Below are 25,474 nucleotides of genomic sequence, written 5' to 3'. Positions count from 1 at the left end.
CAACGCACCGCCCTTCACGCCACGCGCCAGCGCTGCCGTATTTTCTTTCACACGCCGCATCGTTTCCCTCATCCCTGCTAGACGCGTTGCGCACGTGCGGCCAGACGCGGCCGCGTGCGCTCGAGCGGACCGAGCCGGCCGAACAGGCCGTCCGCGATACCGAACAGGATGCCGGCGAGCTTGTCGCGCTTGTCGCGCTCGACGAGCGCGATCTGCACGACCTGCCACACGGTCAGCAGGTTCGGCACGATCGCCACCGGAAAGCGCAGCCCGTACTGCATCCCGAGCTGCACCGCATTGCGTGCGCTGTAGTAGCGCCGTTGCCACGAGTGATTCATCGACGTCATTTCGAAAGGGCCGAACGCGTGACGCTGCTTCGCGCCGATCCGGTGCGGCAGCACCAGCGACGGCACAACGTAGAGCGGCACGTTGCGCGCGAGCGCGCGGAAGCTGTATTCGGTATCGACGTGATCGATGAACAGCGTCTCATCGAAGCGGCCGAGCACGTCGAACGCGGCGCGCGACACGACGCAGCCCGACGAGATCAGGAACGCACAGCGCTGCAATTGCGCATCGGGATCGACGCGCAGCCGGCGTAACGCGATCCCGTTGGTCGCCAGCTCGGGCAGGAAGCTGCGCGCGTTCTCGTCGAAGATGCGCGGGCCGGCAAGGAACGCGCGCCCCACGAGCCCCGCGCAGGCGTCGCGCATCGTCGCAAAGTAACCGGCCGGCACCGACGAATCCTGGTCGAACAGCGCGACCGCATCGACGTTGTCGCGAAACAGCGCCGCGAGCCCCGCGTTGTACGCGCCCGCGACTCCGCCGCGATTGCCGTGATGCAGCAGCGCGATGCCGTCACGCGCGCACAGTTCGCTTGCGCGCGGATCGGGCTGCGGCGTGTTGTCGACGACGAGAAGCGCGTCGCACGCATGCCGCCACGTGCCGAGCGCCGCGAGCTGCGCGTCGGTCGGGTGATACAGGATCACGAGTGCGCCGAGTGTCGTCATGCCGCTCTCCTCAATGTCCGAACGAAGCTGCCGCGCCGCGCTTCGGCCGCGTGAGCCACATCATCGCGGCGAGCACGAGGCAGGTCATGCTCGCCATCCAGAACATGTCGCCCGTCGCCATCATGTACGCCTGTTGCATCACGACCTGGTGCAGCGTGGATAGCTCGCGCACGCCGTCCACGCCCATCGCGTTCAGCGTGTGCACGAAGCGCTGCGTGTTCGCCGACGCGTGCGTGACCGATTGCGACACGATGTCGTAGTGATAGGTCGCACGGTTGTCCCACAGCGTCACGCTCATTGCGGTGCCGAACGCGGCGGACAGCGTGCGCAGGAAGTTCGACAGGCTCGACGCCGCCGCGAGCCGGTCGTCCGGAATGCGCGACAGCGTCGCGGCGGTCAGCGGAATGAAGAAACACGGCAGCCCGATGCCCTGGATCAGCCCGGGCGCGGCGATCTGCGCGAACGTCATCTTCAGCGTGAAGTGCGCATCCCATGCGAGCACGGCCGCGAACACGAGGAAGCCGAAGGTCGCGAGCACGCGCGCGTCGAAACGGTGCGCGTGCAGGCCGACGAGAATCGAGAACACGAGCGCGAGCACGCCGAGCGACGCGGTGGCGAGCCCCGCGTGGAATGCGTTGTAGCCCATCACCGCCTGCATCCACAGCGGGAACACGACACCCACCACCGAGAAGCTCATCATCCCGAGCGAGATGATCAGCACGCAGAACGAGAACGTGCGATCGCGAAACAGGCTCAGGTCCACGACCGGATGGGCCTCGCCCGCCTCCCAGATCAGCAGCGACACGATCGCGAGCCCCGCGACCACCGCGAGCGTGACGATCAGCGGCGAATCGAACCAGCCCTTGTCGTGGCCGAGATCGAGCATCGCCTGCAGCGAACCGACGCCGATCACGAGCAGCACGATGCCCGGCACGTCGATCGGGCCGGCCTCACCACGCTGCGCGTCGGGGCGCAGCATCGCGGTGCAGACCGCGAACGAGAACAGCCCGATCGGCAAATTGATCAGGAAAATCCACGGCCACGAGAAGCTGTCGACGATCCAGCCGCCGACCACCGGCCCGAAGATCGGCGCGAGCAGCACCGTCATCGCCCATAGCGCGAGCGCGACGGTGCGCCTGTCCGGCGGGAACGTGCGCAGCAGGATCGTCTGCGACAGCGGCACCATCGGCCCCGAGCACAGCCCCTGCAGCGCGCGGCAGACCACCAGCACGTGCAGGTCGCGCGCGAGGCCGCACAGCAGCGACGTCAGCGTGAACAGCAGCACCGCGCCGACGAACAGCCGCAGCTCGCCGACGCGCCGCGCGAGCCAGCCGGTCAGCGGCACCGCGATCGCGGCCGCGACCGAATACGAGCTGATCACCCACGTACCCTGGCTGTTCGAGACGCCGAGACTGCCCGAGATCGCGGGCACCGCGACGTTGGTGACGGTCGAGTCGAGCACTTCGATGAAGGTCGCGAGCGACAGCGCGAACGTCAGCAGCGCGAGCCGGGCGCCGCGCACCGGCGGCGCAACGGGTGCGGGTTCGCTCGCGTCGAAGGCGGCGGGCGTGTCCTGAAGCGGCGATGCCGTGCTCATGCGCCCGCCAACGCGACAACGGGCGGCGAGATCGCGCGTCCGCGGCTCGGCACGAAGCGCTCGATGTAATCGGCAGCCGTTTCGCAGCCGTCCGGCGCCGCGTTGATCAGCGCACGCGTGCGTTCCGCATGCAAGGACAATTCGGGTTCATCCAGCACGCGCGCGAGCGCCGCACCGAGACGCACGCCGTCGACCGCATCGTCGACGCGCACGCCGGCCCCGCTTGCCGCGACGCGCTGCGCGTTGTCGAACTGGTCGTGCGCGAACGGTGTCACGACCTGCGGAATTCCGGCTTCGAACGCGAGCGCCGCCGTGCCGATCCCGCCGTGATGCACGAGCGCGCGGCAACGCGGCAGCAGCGTGCGCATCGGCACGAAGCGGCGCACGAGCAGCCGATCGCCGTCCGGCGCCGCATCGTGCGGGCTCAGCAGGATCCCGCGCGCGCCGTTCGCGCGCAGCGCATCCGCCACCGCGCGCGCATACGCCGCGTGATCGACGCGTGTCGAACCGGCCGTGAACACGACCGGGGGTTCACCGGCCGCGAGATACGCATCGAGTGCCACATCTTCGTCGGGTGTCGCAATATCGTTGAACAACGGGAAACCGCTTTGCAGGTGATTCGACGGCCAGTCCGGCTGCGGCGGCGCGAACCAGCCGGGAAACAGGCACAGCACGCCGTCGGTCGAATGCAGCCAGCGGCCCAGCACGCGCCGCGCGGGCGCGAGCCCGAGCTCGCGGCGCACCGCGTTGAGCGCGGGGCCGCAGGTGCGATCGAGCACCTGGCGCTCGATCAGCGTCATCAGCGCCGCCTTCACCGGCAGCGGCCAGCGTGCGGGAATCGTCAGGCGCGGGTGCGTCGGCGGCGCATGGGCGGACAGCAGCGTCGACGGCGACACCTGCACCGATACGTACGGCGTGCCGTGCAGTTCCTGCATGAAGCGCGCGGAGAACGCCCACAGCGTGCCGACGAGTACCGTATCGCCATCAGCCAGTGCGCGCAGCGCGTCGTAGTGCGGGCGCAGCGTCGGCGCGATCACCTGCCACAGCGTGCGAAACGACGTGCGCGAATCCCACAGCGCGGGGTTCGCCATCGCGGCCTCGTATTCGGCCGCGGTGCCGATCGGCACGAACGCGAACCCGCAACGGCGCACGATCGCCTCGAACGGCGCGTGCGTGCAAAACACGACGTCGTGGCCGCGCAGCGCGAGCGCACGCGCGACGCCGAGCAGCGGATGCACGTCGCCCGCCGACCCGATCGCGGTCACGATCACTTTCGCCATCGCGCGCCTCGCGGGGTCAATAGAAGCCGGGGATCAGCGCCGCGACCTCGCGGCGGTATTGCGCGTACGCCGGCCCGAAATACCCGGTCAGCCAGCTTTCCTCGACGCGTACCTTGTACGCGAGCGACGCGAACACGAGCGCGACGCCAAGCGCGCCGCGCCACTCGCCGCCGATCAGCGCGGCGCCGACCAGCGCGATCAGGCAGCCCGTATAGATCGGGTGACGCACGAGCGCATACGGCCCGGTGCGGACGAGTTCGTGGTCTTCCTTCAGCGTGACCGACACGCTCCAGTTCGTGCCGAGATGCAGCCGCGCCCACACGGAGAACAGCAGCCCCGCGACGAGCACCGCGAGCCCGCATTGCGCCTGCAGGCCGAAGCGCTGCCAGTCGGGCACGAGTGCCTGCCACGACGGATCGGGCAGGATGATCAGCGCGCCGCCGACGATCAGCGGAATCGACTGCAGCGTGCGCGAGCGCGACGCCTCCTTGCGCACGGTCGTCTTCACGGCCTGCGACGTCGCGATCCAGTAGGCGAGCCACGCGGCCCAGGGAACGACGATGGCGATGGTCTGAACGATATTCACGGCTGGCCTGCCTCGTGTGAAAGAAAATTCGGATGCGCCCGGTGTGCCAGGTGCGCGACGTGCTGCGTCATGACGACAGCGCCGGCATCGGCGCGGACACGCATGCGTGTGCGGCGCCGAGCGCGAGGCCCGCGGCGACGGGCGGCGTATCGCAGAAGAAGTCGAGCAGCGCCGCGCGCGTGGTTTCGCGCTGCGCGCGGCCTTCGATGTCGAGGAAATGACCGGCGTCGGGAATCGTCGCGAAGCGCGCGCGCGGCACGTGCGCGGCGAGCTGGCGGACATCGGCCGGCGTCGTGTATTCGTCGCGCTCGCCGTTCAGGAACAGCAACTCGCAGCCGATGTTGGAAAACTCGCTCAGGTAGCGCTCCGGCTGCAGCGACAGGATCTGGTCGACGTGGAACGCGACCTGGTCCTGCTCGTCACGCGGCAAGCGCGTCAGATAGCGGTAGTTGTAGAGCTTCATGATGCGCGGCAGGTAGCGGCCGACCGTATCGTTCAGCAGCTGCGCGGCCTTCAGGTTCTCGCCTGCCGCGATGTGGTCGCGGGCGCGCGTCACGTAGTCGACCATCGCGTCGTTCAGGAACGGCGAGAACGAGCAGATCGCCGCGCGCCGCACGCTCGGGCAGCCGCGCGCGAGCGCGAACAGCGACGCGACACCGCCCCACGACACCGATACGAGGAACGCCGGCGCGAAGCGTTCGACCAGATGCTGGAGAATCGCGGCCTCGTCGTCCTTGGTCAGAATGAAGCAGCCGGGGTTGTGCTGGCGCGACTGCCCCGCATACGGCAGGTCGAAGCAGATCGTGTTCATCCGCTCGCCGAGATACTGGACGGTCTGCCCGAACGATGCGGTCGTCGCGAGCGCGCCGTTGACGAGCATCGCCGTATCGAACGACGGATCGAACACGTTCCGTTCGACGTAGACCTTCAGACCATTCGGTAGCGGGACCACGTGTTTTTCGGTCGGCATCGTCGTTCTCCGGTGGATGCGGCGTCTCGGCGTCGCGGCATGCTGCAGGTGCGCAATGGCGGGCGCCGGCCCTGTCGCGGTCGTTGGCCGCGCCCATTGCCGACGCACCGCGGGAAAAACCCGCGGCGCCGATTCATTCCTTTTGGTTCGGCGCCATACTAATACGGGCAATATTACTTACTCAAGTCATTCCAACGATCCCCTCTACTCCGCCCGGAAATACGCCGGATTCAAATATATTTTGCATTTTTTATGGTAGACGGACACGGTCCCAAGTTGACAGCAATCGTTTGCGATCGAGCCGATAAACAATCTATCATCAAAATTATTTCCTTTAATTTCAACACGATATCAAGTTTCAATCGGATGATTGAAACGAATTCCGGGAAATTACCCACGACGAAACCCGAGACTCGAATTTTCGAATTTCAGAAAATCTCACATAGCTCGACATTCTTTCGGCGTGTAATAAATCGATTCAATTAACTTTCGCAACCATTGCGCCATCTTTTCGGAAATCGTTTTAAACAAACTTCAAGTTATTTAACCTTCTTTCAACGCGTTTTTCCGCACCTGCACAATCACGCCGGCAGCGTCTGCTCGCCCAACCGATCGCTCGATTCACCGTCGGACCCTGTTTTTTTGTTGATTGAACGGTCAATAAAAAACCGATAAGCTGTCGACTTCCAGGAACGGCCCGTTCGGGCGAAGGGGATCGCAATGCCGAAGGTCGGAATGCGGGAGATTCGTCGCGCGCAGTTGATCGACGCGACGCTGCGCTCCATCGACGAGGCCGGCCTCCCCGGCACGACGCTCGCATCGGTCGCGCAGCGCGCGAACATCTCGACCGGTATCGTCAGCCATTACTTCGGCGACAAGGACGGCCTGCTCGAAGCCACGATGCGGCACGTGCTGCGCGATCTGTGGGCGGCCACCACGCGCCGCCGCGTCGCGGCACGCAAGGACCCGCGGTCCCGGCTGCGCGCGATCGTCGCCGCGAACTTCGACGACACGCAGGTCAGCGCACCCGTGATGAAGACCTGGCTCGCGTTCTGGTCGCAGAGCATGCACGACGCGATGCTCAAGCGCCTGCAGCACGTCAACACGCGGCGCCTCCATTCGAACCTGTGCGCGGAATTCGCCAAGGCGTTGCCGCGCGCGAAGGCACGGGACGCCGCCAGCGGCCTCGCCGCGCTGATCGACGGCCTGTGGCTGCGCGGTGCGCTCGCCGGCGGCCCGATCGACACACGGGCTGCACTGAAGCTCGCCCACAATTACATCGACCTGCTCCTCGCGTCAGACTGACGCGTCACGCAGTCGCCCTCAAGGAGATCCTCATGTCCGTATACGGTTTGCAGCGCCTCTACATCGGCGGCGGTTACGTCGACGCCACCAGCGGCAAGACTTTCGACACCTTCGACCCCGCCACCGGCGAACTGCTCGCACAGGTGCAGCAGGCAAGCGCGGCCGACGTCGACCGCGCGGTCGCATCGGCACAGGAAGGCCAGCGCGAATGGGCCGCGATGACCGCGATGCAGCGCTCGCGCATCCTGCGCCGCGCGGTCGACCTGCTGCGCGAACGCAACGGCGAACTCGCGGCGATCGAGACGCGCGACACCGGCAAGCCGATCGGCGAGACGCTCGCGGTCGACATCGTCACGGGCGCGGACGTGATCGAATACTACGCGGGCCTCGCGACCGCGATCGAGGGGCTGCAGGTGCCGCTGCGCGCCGAGTCGTTCGTGTATACGCGCCGCGAACCGCTCGGCGTGTGCGCGGGCATCGGTGCATGGAACTACCCGATCCAGATCGCGTGCTGGAAGACGGCGCCCGCGCTCGCGGCCGGCAACGCGATGGTGTTCAAGCCGAGCGAAGTCACGCCGCTCACCGCGCTGAAGCTCGCGGAAATCTATACGGAAGCCGGCGTGCCGGCCGGCGTGTTCAACGTCGTGCAGGGTGACGGTTCGGTCGGTGCGCTGCTGACGGGCCATCCGGACATCGCGAAGGTGTCGTTCACCGGCGGCGTCGAGACCGGCAAGAAAGTGATGTCGCTCGCCGGCGCATCGTCGCTGAAGGAAGTGACGATGGAGCTCGGCGGCAAGTCGCCGCTGATCGTGTTCGAGGATGCCGACCTCGACCGCGCCGCCGACATCGCGGTCACCGCCAACTTCTTCAGCTCGGGCCAGGTCTGCACCAACGGCACGCGCGTGTTCGTGCACGGCTCGGTGAAGGACACGTTCACGCAGAAGGTGCTTGAACGCGTGAAGCGCATTCGCGTCGGCAAGCCGACCGATGCCGACACCAACTTCGGCCCGCTCGTGTCGGCCGCGCAGCTCGACAAGGTGCTCGGCTTCATCGAGAGCGGCAAGGCCGAAGGCGCGAAGTTGCTCGCGGGCGGCACGCGCCTGACCGACGGCCACTTCGGCAGCGGCCAGTACGTCGCGCCGACCGTGTTCGGCGACTGCCGCGACGACATGAAGATCGTCCGCGAAGAGATTTTCGGGCCGGTGATGAGCATCCTCGATTTCGCATCGGAAGACGAAGTGATTGCCCGCGCGAACGACACGCACTATGGCCTCGCGGCCGGTGTCGTGACCGAGAACCTGTCGCGCGCGCATCGCACGATCCACCGCCTCGAAGCCGGCATCTGCTGGATCAACACGTGGGGCGAATCGCCGGCCGAGATGCCGGTTGGCGGATACAAGCAATCCGGTGTCGGACGCGAGAACGGCATCACGACGCTCGAGCACTACACTCGAATCAAGTCGGTGCAGGTCGAGCTCGGCCGCTACAACCCGGTGTTTTAAGGATCACGAAAGGAGACTGACCGTCATGACGACACGCGAATACGACTACATCATCTGCGGCGCCGGTTCCGCGGGCAACGTGCTCGCGACGCGCCTGACGGAAGATCCGAACGTCACGGTGCTGCTGCTCGAAGCGGGCGGCCCCGACTACCGCTTCGACTTCCGTACGCAGATGCCGGCGGCACTCGCCTATCCGCTGCAGGGCCGTCGCTACAACTGGGCCTACGAGACCGACCCCGAGCCGCACATGGACAACCGCCGGATGGAATGCGGCCGCGGCAAGGGGCTCGGCGGCTCGTCGCTGATCAACGGGATGTGCTACATCCGCGGCAACGCGCTCGACTACGACAACTGGTCGACGCACAAGGGGCTCGAGAACTGGACGTATCTCGACTGCCTGCCGTACTTCAAGAAGGCCGAGACGCGCGACGTGGGCCCGAACGACTATCACGGCGGCGACGGCCCCGTGTCGGTCACGACCAGCAAGCCGGGCGTGAACCCGCTGTTCGAGGCGATGGTCGATGCGGGCGTGCAGGCCGGCTATCCGCGCACCGACGACCTGAACGGCTATCAGCAGGAAGGCTTCGGCCCGATGGACCGCACCGTCACGCCGAAGGGCCGCCGCGCGAGCACCGCGCGCGGCTATCTCGACCAGGCGAAGGTGCGGCCGAACCTCGAGATCGTCACGCACGCGCTCGCCGACCGCATCCTGTTCGACGGCAAGCGCGCATCGGGCGTCACGTACCTGCGCGGCAGCGAGCGCGCGACCGCGCATGCGCGCCGCGAAGTGCTCGTGTGCAGCGGCGCGATCGCGTCGCCGCAACTGCTGCAGCGCTCGGGCGTCGGCCCCGGCGCGTGGCTGAAGGAACTCGACATCCCCGTCGTCCTCGATCTGCCCGGCGTCGGCCAGAACCTGCAGGATCACCTGGAGATGTACATCCAGTACGAGTGCAAGGAGCCGGTGTCGCTGTATCCGGCGCTCAAGTGGTGGAACCAGCCGAAGATCGGCCTCGAGTGGATGCTGAACGGCACCGGCCTCGGCGCGACCAACCACTTCGAGGCGGGCGGCTTCATCCGCACGCGCGACGACGATCTGTGGCCGAACATCCAGTATCACTTCCTGCCCGTCGCGATCAACTACAACGGCTCGAACGCGATCGAGATGCACGGCTTCCAGGCGCACGTCGGCTCGATGCGTTCGCCGAGCCGTGGCCGCGTGAAACTGCGCTCGCGCGATCCGAACGATCATCCGAGCATCCTGTTCAACTACATGGCCGAATCGCTCGACTGGCGCGAGTTCCGCGATGCGATCCGCGCGACACGCGAGATCATGCGGCAGCCCGCGCTCGACCGCTATCGCGGCCGCGAGCTGAACCCGGGTGCCGACTGCAAGAGCGACAAGGAACTCGACGCGTTCGTGCGGGCCCGCGCGGAAACCGCGTTCCATCCGTCGTGCTCGTGCAAGATGGGTTACGACGACATGGCCGTGGTCGACGAGGAAGGCCGCGTGCACGGGCTCGAAGGGCTGCGTGTGGTCGATGCGTCGATCATGCCGATCATCACGACCGGCAACCTGAACGCGCCGACGATCATGATCGCGGAGAAGATCGCCGACAAGATCCGCGGCCGCACGCCGCTGGCGCGCGTGGACGTGCCTTACTTCGTCGCGAACGGCGCGATGGCGCGCAATATCGCGAAGGCGGTGCGGCAGCCGGAAACGGCGTAACCGCGCGAGCGCCCTTCCCCGGGGCGCAGCAGCAACATGCACGGCTCGCCGCGTTCTCGCCGCGAGCCGTTTTTTATTTCATCGGGCGCGCTCGCCGCCCGTACTGAAGCGCTTGATCGCAGCCACCCTCGGCCGCACGCGTTTCGCGCGCACGATCGGATTCGATCGCGACGTCAGGCTCATCGCGCCGCTCAGACGCTCGAACGCGACATCCTCCTTCATCCCGAAGCGACCGACCGCGGGCCACGCGAGCACTTCATCGAGCCACGCCTGCCACGCGTCGCCATGAAAACGCCGCGCGAACTCGCGCACCATGCCCGGCGCCGCGATCACGATGCCCGCCAGCAGGTAATACGCCCAGAAACTGCCCGCACCGACGAGCCGGTCGAGCCGGCACACGAACACCGCCGCAAGCAGGCCGTCGACCGACGCGAGATCGGCACGTCGTTCGCGAATCGCGCGCGCGACGAGATTGTGCCGACCGCCGTACGCGGCAAAGGACGCCCCTTTTCCGGCAGCCAGCTCCGCGCAGAACATCGCGAGCGCGGCCATCTCGTCGATGCGGGCGGCATCGTCGCGCGGCCCGCAGATGCGCAGCACGATCGCGTCGATGATCGCGCCGGGCCGCGCGGACGGGTCCACGCACGCGGCCACGACTGCCGCCCGTCGTTCTCTCAGGTTCTTCGCGGGCTGTGCTTCGCCGCTCGCGGGTTGTTTTCGGCCGTCGTGCCCGTCGGCGCCGTCGACACCGCCAGGTTCGACGCCGCCGGCAATGCGCTCCAGCGCGGCCCAGCCGTCGGCGGGATCGTCGAAGGCCCACGCATCGACGACACCGTGCGCTGCTTCGAATACTGCGCGCGATCCCGGGCAGCATCGTTCCGCGTGCGCAAGTTGCCGCGCATTCGGCACGTGGATGCACGCGCCGAGCGGCTCGGTCGCGTCGCACGCGCAACCGCCGCCGTCCATTGCCGTCCACGGTGCGAGTTCGTGGAGGACGGCAAGCGCTTCGTGCGGCAGCGGCACGCCCGTGCGCACGCTGGCCGTACGCGACGACCGCGCGGTCGTTGCGCCAGCGTCGTCCGTCGCCACGCAAGCCGCTGCGTTCAGATATTCGATCAGGTACTGCAGCCACGCAGCCGTGCGCAGCCGGTCGGGCGTCGCAGCGCGGGCATCGCCATACTTCGCTGGGTCGGTGAGCATGGGTAGTCCGGAATGGTTCTGGCAAATTCGAAACGATTGTTCTATGTCCGTCGACGCAGGCGGCACGGTGCGTCGCACCGGCCCCCTGCATGGCCACCCGCATCGGATCGCGAAGCAGGCGGCCAGCCGGTCGTCACGCGGAACCAAACGACGACGCGAATGCATCGCGAAACCGGCACGCCCGCCGCGCATCGTTGCACGGCCCTCGTCCCTGGCGGGCGCCCGGTTCCGATCGCGCGACGCTTACTGCACGTGGAACTTCGGCGACGTGGCGACCGTGCCGCTGACCGTGCAGTCCGGTGTCAACACCGCGTTGTTGAACGTCAGTGACGAGTTCGGATCGCTCCACGTCGTCACGACCTTGCTCGGCCCGCAAGCGCCGAGCAGCGAAACGGTCACCTTCGCGTTGTTGATCGACAGTTGCGTCGTACTGTCGGCCTGGCCCGTCCACGGCGATGCGCTGGTCGCGCTACCGCTGATCAGGCCGCACGTCGCGGCGCCCGTAAACGTCGTCGACGTGATGTTGACGATGCCCGTCGAGGAGATCGTGCCGTTGAACGTCGCGTTGCAGGTTGCGTTGATCGACCCCTTGGCCAGAACAGTGAGGCCCGTCGCGGAGAACGGCTCCCCGTTCGGGTTCATGGCCTGCCCGTCGGCGCGCGAGACGGTCACGGCGAAAGCAGGCGCGGCCGAAACCGCGGTGAATGCCACTGCAGCAACAAGCGATACGATTTTGCGAATGCTCATTTGAACTGCCCCCTCTCTCTTCACAAATGGCGGCATGCCGCCAGGAACGCGACGCCCCGGCCGGATCGGCCCGGCCGCTCGGTCGCAGGAAACCGCCGGCGTGCCCAGTGCACGCCGGACGGCTCAGAACTTGTAGGAAATCCCGACGAAGGTGATCAGCGGATCGGCCTTCAGCCGCGTGCGCGTGGTCGCGAGCGTCGAGCCGTCGGCGGCCTTGATCACAAGCGACGAGTAGGTCTTCAGCGGCATGTAGGTCAGCGTCGCCGTCAGCCCCCAGTGCTTGTCGATCGCATAGCTCGCGCCGACGTTGTAGACCGGCGTGAACGACGACGACGCCTTGCCCTCCACCGACGTCGGCCCCGGCTTGCCGGCGCCGGCCGCGAGCACGCTGCCGAGGTTCTCGTTGATGTCCTTCGCGAAGTTGCCGTTCAGTTCGATGTTGCTGAACCAGCTGTAGGCCACGCCGATCCCGACGAACGGACGGAACTTCGCTGTCGGTGCATTGAAGTAGTACTGAAGAATGATCGTCGGGCTCCATTGCCGTGCATTCTTCACGGCCGGCTGGTTCGACGGATTGTCCATGTTGACGCTGCCGAGCGACCCGGCCGGGCCCGGCGGCCGGATCACGCCGTGCCCGGTCAGCGTGAACTCGGGTGGCACGCCGAGCACCGACGTCACCGCGATATGGTCGGTGAAGAAGTGCGTGAGCGTGAGGCCGACCGTGTCGGCGTTGTTGACCGTCAGGCTGGTGCCCGGCGACGTGAACGACCCGGGCAGCCGCAGCGGCCCGTTGATCGGCATGCTCGCGAGATTCGTCGTCAGCCCGTTGGTCGAATCCTGCGGCATGATGTGCAGCCACCCCAGCGTCGCGACATTGTCGCCCGCCTGTTGGGCCGATGCGAGCGTCGACACGCCTGCGACGACACTCGCGACAATCAGCTTCTTCATGAAGTCTCCCCCTCATTCCATCCGGGCGCCGCGCAGCCATGCGCGACGCCGCCGTGTCTCCATCCGCGTGTGATCACTGCACGAACGCGCCGACCGTGAAGTACGGATTGCTCGTATCGGCCATGTCGAGGAACCCGAACACGCCGCCCGTGAACACGAACTTGCCGGTCGCCGGCCCGGACGCCGCGTCCGCGTGCACGGTCGTCACGACGCCCGGCACCTTCTGCGTGTAGTCGAGGTTCAGCGCACGCGTGAGCGCGGCCTGGGACGCGTTGAACGGATCGAGCAGCGTCGCCTGCGCACCGACGAGCGCGGTCGCGCGGTAGTTGAACGCGCTGTCGACGCCCGTGTACTCGCCGTTCTCCGAGCCTTGGGTGATTGCCGTCTGCGGGCTCAGGAACGAGATGCCCGATTCGTCGTCCGCGCTCGGCGGCCCCTGCGTGAGGTCCGCGTTCGCGGCACCCGTGCGGATGAAGACCGGCACGAGCTGATTGCGCAGCTTGCCGACGATCAGGATTCCCTTGCCGCCCTTCGCCGGATCGAGTGCGGCGAGCGTCGGCGGAATCTGCGGCTGGTAGTTCAACGACTGGAGCGCCGGTGCGTCCGGGCGCAGCGTGAACGGCTGGTTCACGGTCGCGCTCGATGCGAGCGGCTGCCCGCCGTTCTTCTTGCCGAAGTTGTCGGTCTCGACGTAGCTGCCGTCCGCGTTGATCGTCACCTGCTGGTCGAGCGCCACCGGCTGGAAGTTCTGCGACGGCACCTGGTGGTAGCCGAGCTGGTTGTACGTGCCCGCGATCTTCGTCAGGTCGGTTTCGAGCGACGAGAAGCTGATGAACGGGTAGTACGGGAACGTCGTCTTCGGAATCTTGCCCACGCCGATCATGCCGTCGAACTGGATCGTCGCGCCCGGAATCGCACCACCCAGCACGCCCTCACCGAGGAACAGGCGCGCCGGCCGGCTCGGGTCGAGGCTCGCGTTCTGCATCCGGAACGTGCACTGGTTCAGCTTCACGGTCGGCAGGCCCGTTTCGTCGGCCAGCGTGCCGTCGACAACGTTGGCCGGCGCCGTGTCGCGCGTCGGCTGCACCGTGCCGGTGGCCGTCGGCACCGGCGATGCGAGGTAGGTCATCCGGTACGTCATCTTCGTCGTGTCGAGCTGCACCTTCACGAGTTCGCCCGAGCCGGAGCCGCCGATGAACACTGTGTTGTAGTCGATCGTCTGCGGACACAGCCTGACCACCGGCGCGGGCGGCGGGTCGCCGTCGCCGCCGCAGGCGACCAGCACGGGCGCGAGCGACGCCGCGGCCATCCAATTCTTCACATTCATAGGAATCCTCTAGAATTTCGATTCGCCGGCGGCGACGCGTGCGCCGCCGGTGTTCCGTGTTCAGTCCGCCGTTACTGGACGAACGCGCCGACCGTGAAGAACGGGTTGACCTTGTTGTTGTTGACGACCATCGCGTAGATGTTCCCGGCCGTCACGAGCCAGCCGGTGTCGCCCTTGCTGAAGATCGCCACGTTGCCGTTCGCCCCCTTCGCGTTGAAGTCCTGCGACGCCGTGACCTTGATCTTGCCGGGCGTGGCCTGCGTGTAGTCGAGCGCGAACTGCGACGTGACCGACGACGTCTGCGGGTCGATGAACGCCGCGGTGGCGCCCTGGAACAGCGTCGACGTGTAGTTCGCGGCCATTGTCGATACGGCGGTACCGTCGTTGCAACTGCCGGCCTGCGCCAGGAAGAAGGTGCCGTCGAAGGTGCCGGGCAGATCCGGATGCGGGACGTTGTTGTTGAAGCTCGGCCCCGCCGTCGCGATCGCGAACGTCGCGGTGCTGGGTGCCACGACACCGCACGCGGATGCGCTCGTTGCGCCGATGAAACCGCCCTTCAACGAATTGGCCGAGACGGCCGTCGTCCGCGACAGCATCGAGATCCCCACCTCGGCATCGGCGACCGACGCCAGCAGGTTGCTCGCGTCGATATGCGTATAACCCACGCGAATCACGACCGGCACCAGAACGCCGTTCAGCTTGCCGACGATCATGATGCCCTTCGCCTGACTCGGCGCGACGATGACGATTGCCGATCCCTGCCCCGCGAACGGATAGATGAGGGTGCCGCCCGCGTTCGCCACCGCGTGGCTCACGAACACGTTGTCGGACGAGCCGTCCGCGTTCTTGCGCAGCGCCCACGGCGTTCCGGTGGTCTGGCATGAGTAATCGCTGCCTGCCGTGATGGTGCACGAGCCGTCGGCATTGAACGTCTGGTTCCAGTTGACGACGTCGGGTTGCCAGCCGACCGCCCCCGTGCTGCTCTGCGCGCTGCCGCCGACCGGCGACAGGTGGATGCCGAGTTCGTTGTAGTTGCCCGCGACCTTCGAGAAGTCGGTTTCGGTATCGGTGAAGCCGATGAACGGATAGAAATCGAAGGTGCGCGACGGCACGGTGCCGAGCACGATGCCCGGGAACGGCTCGAGACCGGCGAACGCGATCGTTGCGCCCGGAATCCCGCCGCCAACCACCCCGTTGCCGACGAACAGCATCGGCGGATCCGCGCGATTGATCGTCACCGCATACGCGCCGTCGCTCGTCGCGCCGCTGTCGAGCACGAACGCACAGCGGTTCTGCTCGGCGGTCGGCAGATTGGTCGGATGATGGAATGCACCGCTGATCGTCAGGCCCGCGCGCGTGTTGTTGACCTGCCCCGCCGAGGTCGGCACCGACGATTCGATGAACTGCATCTGGTAGGTGAGCTTCGTCGTGTCGAACTTCACCTTCACGTATTCGCCGCTGCCGGCGCCGCCCGTGTAGGTCGTCGTGTAGTCGAGCGAATCCGGACACAGCTTCGTCACGACGGGCGGCGTCGTTTCCGCGCCGCTCGGCCCGCATGCGCTGCCTGAGCACTGCGGCACGTTGATCGGGCCCGGATCGTCGCCGCCGCCGCAACCGGCAACGAACGGCAGCGCCAGCACGGCGCACGACAGGATCGCCTTACGCCAATCAGGAATGCAAAGCATCAACCCCTCCTTTTGAGGTACGACAGGTCTCGTCCGGACGGGCTGCGTGGCCCACCGGTTGGTATCGCGCCGACGCGACGATGCGCGGCACATGACGATGCGCACGATGTGCGCCGCGTTGCCGGTCACGCAAATGCGATCAGGATCGACGTGGCAGGCAAGCGCAATCCGGCGCCACCGTCATGCGGTACGGCGCCATCGGGGAAATCGAAATGGAATGGGGTGCGTCGCTACCGCGGCAACGCGATGCGATGACGCAGGCAGCGCGCAATGCGCGGCGCGCCCGCATCCGGCGAAAAGCAGGGAAACGGCAGTGCGGCAAGGCCCTCGGATAGGCATGTCATGTATTGGTCTCCGTACGTACGCTTGATTCGTTATCGTGATGCGTCGTTTGTCGAGACTATGATCGGACGATCCGCACAAGTAAATGGATGCAGAGTTCCAAACGTGCCGAACCGCGCGATCCTCGGTGCGAGCAGGGTGTTTGACAGTTTTTCAAACAGCCTTCAATTTATTTGCTCAGACAAATACCCGGGCTGTATAACGCGCGTTTGAATGTCGGTGGTCGACCTCGCGCAAGGCCCGGCGTGCGGACCTCCGGCGGCCCGCGCGCATGCCGCGGCGCAACCTCACACGTCGATGATCGCGAGCGTGCCGTGACTGCCCGGCAGCACCGCGTGGCGCAAGCCGGCGGCAGCAAGGTACATCTGCCCGGCTTCGACGACGACCGTCTCCGCGTCGACCTCGAGCATCAGCCTGCCGTCGAGCACCAGCAGCCCTTCGTCGTAGTCGTGCACTTCCGCTTCGTACGGCTGTGCGTCCATGCGCAGCACCTTGATCCGTGCCGGCCCGACTTCGCCGACGATCGTGGATTTCCATGCAACGGCCTGCGCGGCCGCGACGGACTTGAAATCGATCAAGGACATGTGCTTCGCTCCGGGACGTGAGAGGAATGCATTATCGCGAGCGCGCCGCATACCGTCCCGGTACGGCCCGACGGCGTTCGAGCGGCACAGTCGGCCTGGTGCCCGCCCCGCTGCCGCGCGCAAGCGCGCTCGCCATCCCGTTGCCCGAAAACCGCGCGCATTGTTCACCCGATTCGAATAAAGCGCCGCTTTATTGAATGACGCGCACACATTTTCCGCAAATCCGACACCGGCATCGCATGACCTTTGCGTCGAAATGCATTTCCATCTTCCGATTGCTAATATGGCGGTCCTGCGATCCCGCACCACAACGCCGTTCGACATGACGCCCGTTCGCCATGCCGCACCCGACACCGGCCGCCTCGCAGCGGCGGCACCGGGCACGCGCGGCGGGCAGCGTCGGACCGACCGGCCGTGCCATCCGTGAGCATGCAACCGATCCTTTCCGTCTCCGACCTCTCCAAGACTTACGCGTCCGGCTTCCAGGCGCTGAAGCACGTGACCCTCGACATCCGCCCGGGCGAGATCTTCGCGCTGCTCGGACCGAATGGCGCTGGCAAGACCACGCTGATCGGCTCGATCTGCGGCATCGTCACGCCGACCGAAGGCCGCGTGACCGTCGGCGGGCACGACATCCGCGATCAATACCGCGCCGCCCGCGAAATGATCGGCCTCGTGCCGCAGGAGCTGACGACCGACGCGTTCGAAACCGTCTGGGCGACGGTGTCGTTCAGCCGCGGCCTGTTCGGCAAGGCCCCCGATCCCGCTTACATCGAGAAAACGCTGAAGGCGCTGTCGCTGTGGGACAAGCGCGACAACAAGCTGATGACGCTGTCGGGCGGCATGAAGCGCCGCGTGATGATCGCGAAGGCGCTGTCGCACGAGCCGCGCATCCTGTTCCTCGACGAGCCGACGGCCGGCGTCGACGTCGAGCTGCGCCGCGACATGTGGAAGCTGGTCGACTCGCTGCGCGAAAGCGGCGTGACGATCCTGCTGACCACGCACTACATCGAGGAAGCCGAGGAAATGGCCGACCGGATCGGCATCATCCTCGGCGGCGAGCTCGTGCTCGTCGAAGAGAAGCGCGAGCTGATGCGCAAGCTCGGCAAGAAACAGCTGACGGTGCAGCTCGAGCATCCGCTCGCGACCGTGCCGGGCGAACTCGCCGCGTTCGGGCTCGAACGCGCGGACGACGGCACCGCGCTCGTCTACACGTACGACTCGCAGCGCGACGACGCGAGCATCGCGAAGCTGATCAACGCCCTCGGCTCGGCCGGCATCGGCTTTCGCGACCTGCACACGACGCAGAGCTCGCTCGAGGACATTTTCGTCAGCCTGATCGACAACCGCCGCAACGGCACACAAGGGGCCTGACGCACATGGCGAACTGGAATCTTCACGGCATCCGCGCGATCTACCGCGCCGAAATGGCCCGCACGCGCCGCACGCTGATGCAAAGCATCATCGCGCCGGTGATCTCGACGTCGCTGTATTTCGTCGTGTTCGGCTCCGCGATCGGCTCGCGCATCAGCGACGTGAACGGGATCGGCTACGGGTCGTTCATCGTGCCGGGCCTCGTGATGCTGTCGCTGCTGTCGCAGAGCATCTCGAACGCGTCGTTCGGCATCTACTTCCCGCGCTTCACGGGCACGATCTACGAGATATTGTCCGCGCCCGTGTCGTATTGGGAGATCGTGATCGCGTATGTGGGTGCGGCCGCGTCGAAGTCGTTGCTGCTCGGGTTGATCATTCTCGCGACGGCAGGCCTGTTCGTGCCGCTGCACATCCTGCATCCGTTCTGGATGGTGCTGTTCCTCGTGCTGACGTCGATCACCTTCAGCCTGTTCGGCTTCGTGATCGGCATCTGGGCCGACAGCTTCGAGAAGCTGCAGCTCGTGCCGCTCCTGATCATCACGCCGCTCACGTTCCTCGGCGGCAGCTTCTATTCGGTCGACATGCTGCCGCCCGCGTGGCGCATCGTCACGCTGTTCAACCCGATCGTCTATCTGATCAGCGGCTTCCGCTGGTCGTTCTACGGGCTGGCCGACGTGCACGTGGGGATCAGCCTCGCGGCCACCTCGCTGTTCCTCGCGATCCTGCTCGCGATCGTCGCGTGGATGTTCCGCACCGGCTACAAGCTGAAGAACTGACGCGCCGCGGGTTGCCCCGGTTCGCGGATCCGGGGCGGCGCTGCTAGACTGGATCGGAAGATCGACTGCCGCCGTCTGCCGCACCGCAACGCGCGGTGCGCGGGCGGCGCGGCTCCCGCCCCCTTCCCTGCGCGAGGATCCCCGATGAGCGCCTCCCGAATCGACGCCGTCCGCGACGGCCTGTTTCGCGCCACGTCCTACGTCGACACGCTGAACCTGAGCTTCAGTCAGTTCTTCGTACGATCGTCGCACGGTGACGTGCTGTGCGTCGAAACGGGCACGCGTTCCAACTTCACGCAACTGAGTGCGGCGCTCGACACCGTCGGCATCGCGCCGTCGATGGTCAGCAACGTGATCGTCCCGCACTTCGAGGCCGACGAAATGGGCGCGCTGCCCGACTTCCTCGCGGCCAATCCGGCGCTCGTCGCGTACGGACATCCGATGTGTACATGGGGGCTTGCCGACGTGTTCGGCGTACGCGCGATTCCGTTGAAGGACGGCGAGCCGACGACGCTCTCGGGCATCGACGTCGTGCCGGTTTTCACGAAGCACGTGCATCAGTGGGACGCGCTCGTCGTGTATCTGCCCGCGTACAAGGCACTGCTGTCGTCGGACATCCTGATGCGCTTCGGCAGGGAGGAGACCGACGACCCGCTGCCGGCAATCCTCGACGCGATCACGCGCTCGGACTACCTCCCGTCGCTCGCGCACCTGGCGAGCGCGCTGCGCCGCATCCAGGCGCTCGATCTCGACATCATCCTGCCGATGCACGGCCCGGCGATCACGCATGACATCGCGCGCGTGATCGCCGGTGTGATTGCATATTGCGAGGCGGCCGCGGCGTAACGCACGCGCTGCCGTGTGCGGCCGCCCGTCGTACGTCGCCGGTCAGGCGCCGGTCACGACGAATTCCGCAGCGGCCTTGCTCTGGATCGCGGCCATCACTGCGAGTTCGCGCTTGCTGCGCGGCTCGCCGGATACGACGCCCGTCGCATGCTTGGCCTTCGCGCCGAGCGGGAAGAATACGAACGACGCGCCGGCCGGCGCTTCCGGCTCGGCACGCAGGCGTTTGTTCAGAATCTTCAGGTACTTTTTCTTCGAGACTTCCTTCGTTGCCATGGCGCCCTCCACATGAACGTAATGCTGACCAGCATACCAGTTTTGACCGGGGGCTCCGGCGCGTCGCCGCACGATCGTCCCGTGCTGGAATCGACCGGGTTGCGCGACTCGCCACACCACGCCGGGCCGGGCCGCGGCCGGTGCCGTCCGCCTCCGGTTTCACGCGGGCGAATCCTCCACTCCGCGCGCCTCGTCCGTTACGCGATGCTGCCCACGACTGCCGCCTCCCCGTCACCGGTCATCAGAATTGTTTGCGCGCGATGTCGATTCGCGCGCATGTCATGCGTCGTAGTGTCGTAACCGATCGTTTTGCCGACCGCACGGCAGGCCGATTGCGGATGTTCCCTTTCCCGTTCAAGGAGTAGCGACAATGCGCGTCATGGTGATCGTCAAGGCAACGGCCTTTTCCGAATCGGGCACCATGCCCGATACCGAACTGCTGGCCGCAATGGGCCAGTACAACGAGGCACTCGTGAAGGCCGGCGTGATGCTGGCCGGCGAAGGGCTGCACCCGAGTTCGCGCGGCAAGCGCGTGCACTTCTCCGGCAAGGACCGGACCGTCATCGACGGCCCGTTCGCCGAGACCAAGGAACTGATCGCCGGCTACTGGCTGTGGCAGGTGAATTCGATGGAAGAAGCCGTCGAATGGGTCAAGCGCTGCCCGAATCCGATGCCTACCGAATCGGACATCGAGATCCGCCAGGTCTTCTCGCCCGAGGATTTCGGCGAGGCGTTCACGCCGGAGCTGCAGGAACAGGAAGCACGGCTGCGCGCGGAGATGGAAGGCAAGCGGGACGCATAAGGCTGGCCCGGCCGGGGCGCAGCAGCGCAATCGAAGCGGGTGCCCCGGCCGAATCCTCTGCATAAACGGATTGACGGCGCCTCGCCGTGTAACGTAGCATTTTGATACGTTACACGGCGAGGCCTTGTCGTCATGCATTCCCGTTTTGACCGTTTTCGCGCGACGCCACTCGGCGCGCAGCTCGAAGCCCTGATTACGCAGCCCGCCCGCTATCTGGAATTCGCGGCGCTGTCGCGCGTCGGCGTCGCGGCGATCGGCGCGATCCAGCACGAGATCGCGCACAAATTCCCCGAAATCGAAGCCGATACGACCGCCCGGCAGTTCTGCGGCGCGATGGTCGCCGACGTGATGCGCCGCCACGGGCACGACGTCGTGCAGGCGCGCGGCCGGATCGGCGGCGCGCTGTTCAGCTACGGCGCGGTATTCAGCGCGTTTCCGCAGGTGCTGCCGTTCGCCGACGTCGTCGCCGCGCTGGCCGCGATGCCCGACCGGTTCGCCGCGTATGCCGCTCGCGTTCCCGCCGCGCTGGCCACGCGCCGCCCCGCCGGCACGGGCTTCTCGCTCGTCGAACATGCGTGCCACCTGCGCGACCTCGACGCGGTGTTCGCCGAACGCATCGATGTCGTGCGCACGCACGAACTGCCGGTGATCGCGTCCGTCGACGGGACCGCGCTCGCCGCGCAGCGCGACTACCTCGCACAGCCGCTCGACGGCGCGCTCGCCGCATTCCGCGCCGGCCGCGCCGCGCTGTGCGCGTCGGCCGCGGCGCTGCAACCGTCCGAACGCCAGCGCTGCGGGCTGCGCGACGGCATCCGCCGGATGTCGCTCGACGAACTCGTGCGCGAGCTGCTCGACCACGATCGCACGCACGCGCTCGAACTCGACGAACTGCTCGCCGAATTCGAATTGCCGCCCCTTCCGTTGCCGAACGCCCAATGAGCCAGCCCGCTCCGCCCGTCGTCTTCGTTCACGGTTTCATCGGCACATTCGACGTGCCCGGATGGCCAGGCCCGCATCTCGCCCCCGACCTGCTCGGTTACGGCATCCATCGCGACGCGCCGTCCGACGCGATCACGCTCGCCGCGCAAGTCGAGCATGTCCGGCAGGCAATCGACACGCACTTCGGCACGCAGCCGGTCGATATCGTCGGTCACTCCGTCGGCGGCGCGATCGCGATGCTGGTCGCCCACGCGCATCCAGCGCGCGTGCGCCGGATCGTCAACGTCGAAGGCAACTTCACGCTCGACGATGCGTTCTGGTCGGCGTCGGTCGGCCGCATGTCGGCCGTGCAAGCCGACGCGATGCTCGACCGCCTGCGCGGCGATCCGTTCGGCTGGCTGCGCGGCTCGATCGACGATCCGTCGCCACGCCAGCTCGACGACGCGCGCCGCTGGCTCGCGCATCAGCCGGCGTCGACGCTGCGCGCGACGGGACGCTCGGTCGTCGCGACGACGGGCGACCCCGATTATCTGCAGGCGCTCGCCGAAGTATTCGAGCGCCATCCGGTGTGGCTCGTCGCGGGCGAACGCTCGCGTGCGGGCTGGCACGTGCCGGACTGGGCGCTCGTGCGCTGTGCAGGCTTCGAAACGATCGCCGGCTGCGGGCACCTGATGCCGGCCGAGCAGCCTGGCGCGTTCCTGGAGGCGCTCGCACGCTGCCTCGGCTGACGCGAACGGCCCCGGCCCCGCCACCTGACAATCCGTAGGTTTCGCCGAAATATGGCTGAAAGGGACGGTTGCTAGAGTCGCCGAACAGGGTTTTCCCGATGCGAGGGCTCCATGAATCTGGTACGCGCGTTCTGGCTACTACTGCTGCTCGCCGCCGCGGGCCCGGCCCTCGCCTATCAGGCGCGGGTCGTCGCGATTCCGAGTGCCGCGATGAACCAGACGCTGAAGGCGACCGTCGTGCTGCCCGACGACTACGCACGCCTGCGCCACGGCCCGGAACGCGGCGTCGAGCGCTTTCCGGTCGTCTACCTGTTGCACGGCTCCGGCGGCGACCACACCGACTGGACCGCGAATACGCACATCGCGGCACTGGCCGATCGCTACCGCGTGATCCTCGTGATGCCCGACGGCGGACACGAAAGCTGGTACATCGACAGTCCGTTCGACTCGGGCAGCCGCTACGAAACCTTCGTCGGCGACGAAGTCGTGTCGTATGTCGACATGCACTTCAGAACGATCGCGACCAAGGGCGCGCGCGCCATCACCGGGCTCAGCATGGGCGGCTTCGGCGCGCTGCGCATCGCGCTCGACCGGTCCGACACGTTCGGCGCGGTCGGCAGCATCAGCGGCGCGGTCGATCCGCGCTGCTGCGAGGACGAACCGGGCATCGACCACGTATTCGGCGACCCCGGCCGCCATCCGTCATTCTGGAACCGCAACGCGATCGTCGAAAACGCGCGCGCGTTCGTCCGCGCACATCTGGACCTGACGATCGACTGCGGCCGCGACGACTCGTTCGTCGGCTCGAACCGCACGCTGCATCAACGACTCGTCGCGCTCGGCGTGCCGCACGACTATGCGGAGCGTCCGGGCGGACATACATGGGACTACTGGGCACACGCGATCCGCTACCAGATGCAGTTCTTCGCGACGTCGTTCCAGCACGGCGGTTACGCGTAGCATCCGGCAGGCGCGACACGGGCGTGTCGCATTTCTCACTCAGCCATACGCGGAAGTGAAGGTAGAAGCCGCGAATCGAGTTCAGTTGCCGTGCGCCGCGTCGGCCCCCACCACGCGATCGAAGAACTCCTGCGCACGCGCCAGTTCGTCGAGCGCGCGATCGAGGCGCGACATCGCACGTGCATATTCGGCCGACGAGACGTCGTCGTCGCTTTCGCCGCGCACCGCGCGAAACGCCTGATCGACGTTGCGCGTCGCTTCGACGAAGCGTTGCGCCGCTTGGGCTTCCCGCGAACAGATGTGGATCGACATCGACACGTCTCCCTCAGGATTGCAGTGTGAAGCAAGCCGACGCCCAGCGTGCGTGGTGCGCATGTCAGCGGCGTGAACGACGGCGAGCAGCCTGTCGACGCACGAGCCACCGCGCAGCACGCTTCGTGGCGATTGTCTCGCGACGCTTGCCGATCTGCCACGGCGAATTTGCAACACATTCTTGCGCGCGCCGCGATGGCGGCCACACGCATGCGTGTCGTTGCACGCGCATTCAGCGGTCCTGCTTCACGTCACGCACCGCACATGCGCGGCGCGAACGTCATGCGCGCCCAATACGCGGATGTGCGATACCGCCGAACGCGGCCGCTTCGCCGGGAGACAGATCGAACAGATCGCCGGTGAGCCCGCTCGGATGCTCGGCCGTGGGCCGGCTGCGCAATCGCGCGACATGCGTGGGCGCGACGTAGGCGGCCGCCGTTTCGATCGGCGGCACGTCGAACAGGTCGCGCGTGACGCCACGCACGGCATCCGTCGGCGAACGGCCGCGCAAGCGCGCGACCAGTTCGACGAAGCGATCGAAATCGCCGGCGCGCGTCGCCTTGTTCACCTCGGCGAGATCGCGCGCCTTCAGCACGCACGGCTGCGCGAGTCGCACGAAATACGGTGCTTCGAGTTCGACCGACAGCGCAAGCGGATAGCTCTTGCCAGTTTGCTCCTTCGCGCGCCCGATGCAATCGACCACGGCCGCGCCCTGCGCGACGCCGAGCGGCTTGCCCGTGCTCACGCTGCGCAGGTGGTCGGGGAACACGCGCAGTTGCGTGCCGACCGTCAGTGCGGTGGACGATGCGCAGACGAGTGCGTAGTGCTGTTCGCGGCGCCGGCCCGACGGCAGCGTCGAGCGGCTCGCGATGAAGGTGTGCGCCGGCAGCGGCCGCACCTGGCCGCTTGCGTCGACCCATGCATTCCACAGCAGCGCGTCCTCGCGCCTGCGCTCGCCGGGCCGCGTGCGCGACGCGACCGGCGAAAACAGTGCGAGCAGCGAGCCCGTGCGATGCGCGGCGACTTGCGCGCTGCTGCCGAGCGGCTGGTTGATCCCCCACAGAAAACGCCCGCCCCCGAGCCGGCGCTCCCATTCCTTGCGGAGCACGACGGTCGGCAGTTCCTCGCCGGACTCGGTACCGATCTTCGTCCAGCAGAACGTGGGAGGGAGGTGTTTCAGTGTCATCAACTTTCTCGGGATACAGCCTCGCTGGTGACAGCAAGCCCATTCAACAACCGTAACTGTATAGGTATAATGCATCGCATGGAAGCCCCGGACCATGATTTTCCTGTACAAGACCTGTTGCGCCGTCTGATGGCGGACACGCGCTCGTCCAGCGAAATTGCGAGGCTTTCCGGCGTCAGCCAGCCAACCGTGTCGCGCCTTCGGCTGTCGAACGGGCATCGGCTGCGACGCAGCGCGCCATTCAATAAGCTATGCAGTTTCTACGGCGTCGATACCGGCCCGGCGCGCCGCCGGTACAACGACCTGCTGCGCGACGCGATCGTCGACGCGTGGGACGGCTCCGACGAGCACGGGCGGGCGCTGCTGGTCGTGATTCAGGGGTTGAAGGATCTGCAGGCGAAGGCCGACGACGGCTGACCCTCACAGGCGTTCATGAATGGATGCAAGACTGAAAGCATCCAGCGAGCGGGCG

Annotated in this window: 25 protein-coding genes and 1 pseudogene; 11 read left to right on the top strand and 15 right to left on the bottom strand. The window is 66.7% G+C overall.

The features are described from left to right. Positions 1-77 precede the first annotated feature (77 nt). From DIE08_RS04405 to DIE08_RS04385, 6 genes and pseudogenes are all read right to left on the bottom strand, one after another. Positions 78-1,007, bottom strand: a complete 930-nt coding sequence (locus tag DIE08_RS04405) for a glycosyltransferase family 2 protein (RefSeq protein ID WP_124901106.1) — start codon at positions 1,005-1,007, stop codon at positions 78-80. A 10-nt stretch (positions 1,008-1,017) separates the two neighbouring features. Then, positions 1,018-2,604 carry a DHA2 family efflux MFS transporter permease subunit gene (locus DIE08_RS04400; RefSeq protein ID WP_124901105.1) on the bottom strand — a complete coding sequence of 529 codons (1,587 nt, stop codon included), beginning with the start codon at positions 2,602-2,604 and terminating at the stop codon, positions 1,018-1,020. Next, the gene (locus DIE08_RS36670) at positions 2,601-3,404 is read right to left on the bottom strand and encodes a glycosyltransferase (protein ID WP_409360390.1); all 804 of its coding nucleotides are present in this window, start codon (positions 3,402-3,404) and stop codon (positions 2,601-2,603) included. The genes DIE08_RS04400 and DIE08_RS36670 overlap by 4 nt, the downstream gene beginning before the upstream one ends. An 84-nt stretch (positions 3,405-3,488) precedes the next feature. Next, positions 3,489-3,884: pseudogene (locus DIE08_RS36665) on the bottom strand (glycosyltransferase); the annotation flags it as partial. 16 nt (positions 3,885-3,900) lie between these two features. Continuing rightward, positions 3,901-4,470 carry an isoprenylcysteine carboxylmethyltransferase family protein gene (locus DIE08_RS04390; protein WP_059685557.1) on the bottom strand — a complete coding sequence of 190 codons (570 nt, stop codon included), beginning with the start codon at positions 4,468-4,470 and terminating at the stop codon, positions 3,901-3,903. Between the two features lie 67 nt (positions 4,471-4,537). Then, a complete protein-coding gene (locus tag DIE08_RS04385) occupies positions 4,538-5,440 on the bottom strand; it encodes an alpha/beta fold hydrolase (protein WP_124901103.1) in 903 nt (300 codons plus the stop codon). Between the two features lie 720 nt (positions 5,441-6,160). Here DIE08_RS04385 and betI point away from each other — a divergent pair. From betI to betA, 3 genes are read left to right on the top strand one after another with little or no spacing between them, the layout of a single operon-like run. Next, a complete protein-coding gene (gene betI / locus DIE08_RS04380; RefSeq protein ID WP_124901102.1) occupies positions 6,161-6,745 on the top strand; it encodes a transcriptional regulator BetI in 585 nt (194 codons plus the stop codon). 32 nt (positions 6,746-6,777) lie between these two features. Next, positions 6,778-8,247 carry a betaine-aldehyde dehydrogenase gene (gene betB / locus DIE08_RS04375; RefSeq protein ID WP_124901101.1) on the top strand — a complete coding sequence of 490 codons (1,470 nt, stop codon included), beginning with the start codon at positions 6,778-6,780 and terminating at the stop codon, positions 8,245-8,247. A 25-nt stretch (positions 8,248-8,272) separates the two neighbouring features. Continuing rightward, positions 8,273-9,973: a choline dehydrogenase gene (betA, locus tag DIE08_RS04370; RefSeq protein WP_124901100.1), complete on the top strand. Its 1,701-nt coding sequence runs from the start codon at positions 8,273-8,275 to the stop codon at positions 9,971-9,973. A 78-nt stretch (positions 9,974-10,051) separates the two neighbouring features. Here betA and DIE08_RS04365 read toward each other — a convergent pair whose 3' ends face one another. From DIE08_RS04365 to DIE08_RS04340, 6 genes are all read right to left on the bottom strand, one after another. Next, positions 10,052-11,173, bottom strand: coding sequence for a hypothetical protein (locus DIE08_RS04365; protein WP_124901099.1), 1,122 nt, complete (start codon positions 11,171-11,173; stop codon positions 10,052-10,054). A 243-nt stretch (positions 11,174-11,416) separates the two neighbouring features. Further along, positions 11,417-11,920 (bottom strand): hypothetical protein, encoded by a 504-nt coding sequence (locus DIE08_RS04360; protein WP_059534146.1) that lies wholly within the window; start codon positions 11,918-11,920, stop codon positions 11,417-11,419. A gap of 123 nt (positions 11,921-12,043) precedes the next feature. Then, a complete protein-coding gene (locus DIE08_RS04355) occupies positions 12,044-12,868 on the bottom strand; it encodes an OmpW family protein (RefSeq protein ID WP_059600267.1) in 825 nt (274 codons plus the stop codon). A 73-nt stretch (positions 12,869-12,941) separates the two neighbouring features. Then, a complete protein-coding gene (locus DIE08_RS04350) occupies positions 12,942-14,195 on the bottom strand; it encodes a DUF2957 domain-containing protein (RefSeq protein WP_124901098.1) in 1,254 nt (417 codons plus the stop codon). 71 nt (positions 14,196-14,266) lie between these two features. After that, positions 14,267-15,880: a DUF2957 domain-containing protein gene (locus DIE08_RS04345; protein ID WP_059600269.1), complete on the bottom strand. Its 1,614-nt coding sequence runs from the start codon at positions 15,878-15,880 to the stop codon at positions 14,267-14,269. 629 nt (positions 15,881-16,509) lie between these two features. Then, positions 16,510-16,806, bottom strand: a complete 297-nt coding sequence (locus DIE08_RS04340; protein WP_059600270.1) for a cupin domain-containing protein — start codon at positions 16,804-16,806, stop codon at positions 16,510-16,512. A gap of 429 nt (positions 16,807-17,235) precedes the next feature. On the opposite strand from DIE08_RS04340, the gene DIE08_RS04330 reads away from it, so the two are divergent. From DIE08_RS04330 to DIE08_RS04320, 3 genes are all read left to right on the top strand, one after another. Next, positions 17,236-18,180 (top strand): ABC transporter ATP-binding protein, encoded by a 945-nt coding sequence (locus DIE08_RS04330; protein ID WP_059600271.1) that lies wholly within the window; start codon positions 17,236-17,238, stop codon positions 18,178-18,180. Positions 18,181-18,185: 5 nt separating this feature from the next. Continuing rightward, on the top strand, positions 18,186-18,956 hold the full coding sequence (locus DIE08_RS04325) for an ABC transporter permease (protein ID WP_121856849.1): 771 nt from the start codon (positions 18,186-18,188) through the stop codon (positions 18,954-18,956). 144 nt (positions 18,957-19,100) lie between these two features. Then, entirely contained in the window at positions 19,101-19,802 is a 702-nt protein-coding gene (locus DIE08_RS04320; RefSeq protein ID WP_059600272.1) for an MBL fold metallo-hydrolase, read from the top strand. A 42-nt stretch (positions 19,803-19,844) separates the two neighbouring features. On the opposite strand, the gene DIE08_RS04315 is transcribed toward DIE08_RS04320, so the two are convergent. Then, positions 19,845-20,075: a hypothetical protein gene (locus DIE08_RS04315; protein WP_059600273.1), complete on the bottom strand. Its 231-nt coding sequence runs from the start codon at positions 20,073-20,075 to the stop codon at positions 19,845-19,847. A gap of 370 nt (positions 20,076-20,445) precedes the next feature. Between DIE08_RS04315 and DIE08_RS04310 the strand changes: the two genes are divergently transcribed. The 4 genes from DIE08_RS04310 (at position 20,446) to DIE08_RS04295 (ending at position 23,504) form a co-directional block, all read left to right on the top strand. Continuing rightward, positions 20,446-20,877, top strand: a complete 432-nt coding sequence (locus DIE08_RS04310) for a YciI family protein (RefSeq protein ID WP_059600274.1) — start codon at positions 20,446-20,448, stop codon at positions 20,875-20,877. 132 nt (positions 20,878-21,009) lie between these two features. Further along, a complete protein-coding gene (locus DIE08_RS04305) occupies positions 21,010-21,816 on the top strand; it encodes a DinB family protein (RefSeq protein WP_124901097.1) in 807 nt (268 codons plus the stop codon). Next, complete coding sequence (locus DIE08_RS04300; protein ID WP_124901096.1) at positions 21,813-22,544, top strand: alpha/beta fold hydrolase; 732 nt, start codon at positions 21,813-21,815, stop codon at positions 22,542-22,544. The genes DIE08_RS04305 and DIE08_RS04300 overlap by 4 nt, the downstream gene beginning before the upstream one ends. A gap of 111 nt (positions 22,545-22,655) precedes the next feature. Continuing rightward, positions 22,656-23,504, top strand: a complete 849-nt coding sequence (locus DIE08_RS04295; protein ID WP_124622175.1) for an alpha/beta hydrolase family protein — start codon at positions 22,656-22,658, stop codon at positions 23,502-23,504. Between the two features lie 81 nt (positions 23,505-23,585). Here DIE08_RS04295 and DIE08_RS04290 read toward each other — a convergent pair whose 3' ends face one another. Next, the gene (locus tag DIE08_RS04290) at positions 23,586-23,816 is read right to left on the bottom strand and encodes a hypothetical protein (protein ID WP_059600278.1); all 231 of its coding nucleotides are present in this window, start codon (positions 23,814-23,816) and stop codon (positions 23,586-23,588) included. 280 nt (positions 23,817-24,096) lie between these two features. After that, on the bottom strand, positions 24,097-25,002 hold the full coding sequence (locus DIE08_RS04285; RefSeq protein WP_124901095.1) for a hypothetical protein: 906 nt from the start codon (positions 25,000-25,002) through the stop codon (positions 24,097-24,099). A 78-nt stretch (positions 25,003-25,080) separates the two neighbouring features. Here DIE08_RS04285 and DIE08_RS04280 point away from each other — a divergent pair, with 78 nt between their 5' ends. Further along, positions 25,081-25,419, top strand: coding sequence for a helix-turn-helix transcriptional regulator (locus DIE08_RS04280; RefSeq protein WP_044844401.1), 339 nt, complete (start codon positions 25,081-25,083; stop codon positions 25,417-25,419). Positions 25,420-25,474 lie beyond the last annotated feature (55 nt).

The sequence above is a fragment of the Burkholderia sp. Bp9004 genome (assembly GCF_003858025.1).
GTDB classification, from domain to species: Bacteria; Pseudomonadota; Gammaproteobacteria; order Burkholderiales; family Burkholderiaceae; genus Burkholderia; species Burkholderia diffusa.
The sequence above is the reverse complement of the archived record's forward strand: the minus strand, read 5'-3'. Positions and strand labels throughout refer to the sequence as shown.

Coding starts and splice junctions, on each gene's coding strand:
- DIE08_RS04405 (WP_124901106.1), bottom strand. CDS start 1,007: ATGACGACACTCGGCGCACTCGTGATCCTGTATCACCCGACCGACGCG.
- DIE08_RS04400 (WP_124901105.1), bottom strand. CDS start 2,604: ATGAGCACGGCATCGCCGCTTCAGGACACGCCCGCCGCCTTCGACGCG.
- DIE08_RS36670 (WP_409360390.1), bottom strand. CDS start 3,404: ATGACGCTGATCGAGCGCCAGGTGCTCGATCGCACCTGCGGCCCCGCG.
- DIE08_RS04385 (WP_124901103.1), bottom strand. CDS start 5,440: ATGCCGACCGAAAAACACGTGGTCCCGCTACCGAATGGTCTGAAGGTC.
- betI (WP_124901102.1), top strand. CDS start 6,161: ATGCCGAAGGTCGGAATGCGGGAGATTCGTCGCGCGCAGTTGATCGAC.
- betB (WP_124901101.1), top strand. CDS start 6,778: ATGTCCGTATACGGTTTGCAGCGCCTCTACATCGGCGGCGGTTACGTC.
- betA (WP_124901100.1), top strand. CDS start 8,273: ATGACGACACGCGAATACGACTACATCATCTGCGGCGCCGGTTCCGCG.
- DIE08_RS04365 (WP_124901099.1), bottom strand. CDS start 11,173: ATGCTCACCGACCCAGCGAAGTATGGCGATGCCCGCGCTGCGACGCCC.
- DIE08_RS04360 (WP_059534146.1), bottom strand. CDS start 11,920: ATGAGCATTCGCAAAATCGTATCGCTTGTTGCTGCAGTGGCATTCACC.
- DIE08_RS04355 (WP_059600267.1), bottom strand. CDS start 12,868: ATGAAGAAGCTGATTGTCGCGAGTGTCGTCGCAGGCGTGTCGACGCTC.
- DIE08_RS04350 (WP_124901098.1), bottom strand. CDS start 14,195: ATGAATGTGAAGAATTGGATGGCCGCGGCGTCGCTCGCGCCCGTGCTG.
- DIE08_RS04345 (WP_059600269.1), bottom strand. CDS start 15,880: ATGCTTTGCATTCCTGATTGGCGTAAGGCGATCCTGTCGTGCGCCGTG.
- DIE08_RS04340 (WP_059600270.1), bottom strand. CDS start 16,806: ATGTCCTTGATCGATTTCAAGTCCGTCGCGGCCGCGCAGGCCGTTGCA.
- DIE08_RS04330 (WP_059600271.1), top strand. CDS start 17,236: ATGCAACCGATCCTTTCCGTCTCCGACCTCTCCAAGACTTACGCGTCC.
- DIE08_RS04325 (WP_121856849.1), top strand. CDS start 18,186: ATGGCGAACTGGAATCTTCACGGCATCCGCGCGATCTACCGCGCCGAA.
- DIE08_RS04320 (WP_059600272.1), top strand. CDS start 19,101: ATGAGCGCCTCCCGAATCGACGCCGTCCGCGACGGCCTGTTTCGCGCC.
- DIE08_RS04315 (WP_059600273.1), bottom strand. CDS start 20,075: ATGGCAACGAAGGAAGTCTCGAAGAAAAAGTACCTGAAGATTCTGAAC.
- DIE08_RS04310 (WP_059600274.1), top strand. CDS start 20,446: ATGCGCGTCATGGTGATCGTCAAGGCAACGGCCTTTTCCGAATCGGGC.
- DIE08_RS04305 (WP_124901097.1), top strand. CDS start 21,010: ATGCATTCCCGTTTTGACCGTTTTCGCGCGACGCCACTCGGCGCGCAG.
- DIE08_RS04300 (WP_124901096.1), top strand. CDS start 21,813: ATGAGCCAGCCCGCTCCGCCCGTCGTCTTCGTTCACGGTTTCATCGGC.
- DIE08_RS04295 (WP_124622175.1), top strand. CDS start 22,656: ATGAATCTGGTACGCGCGTTCTGGCTACTACTGCTGCTCGCCGCCGCG.
- DIE08_RS04290 (WP_059600278.1), bottom strand. CDS start 23,816: ATGTCGATCCACATCTGTTCGCGGGAAGCCCAAGCGGCGCAACGCTTC.
- DIE08_RS04285 (WP_124901095.1), bottom strand. CDS start 25,002: ATGACACTGAAACACCTCCCTCCCACGTTCTGCTGGACGAAGATCGGT.
- DIE08_RS04280 (WP_044844401.1), top strand. CDS start 25,081: ATGGAAGCCCCGGACCATGATTTTCCTGTACAAGACCTGTTGCGCCGT.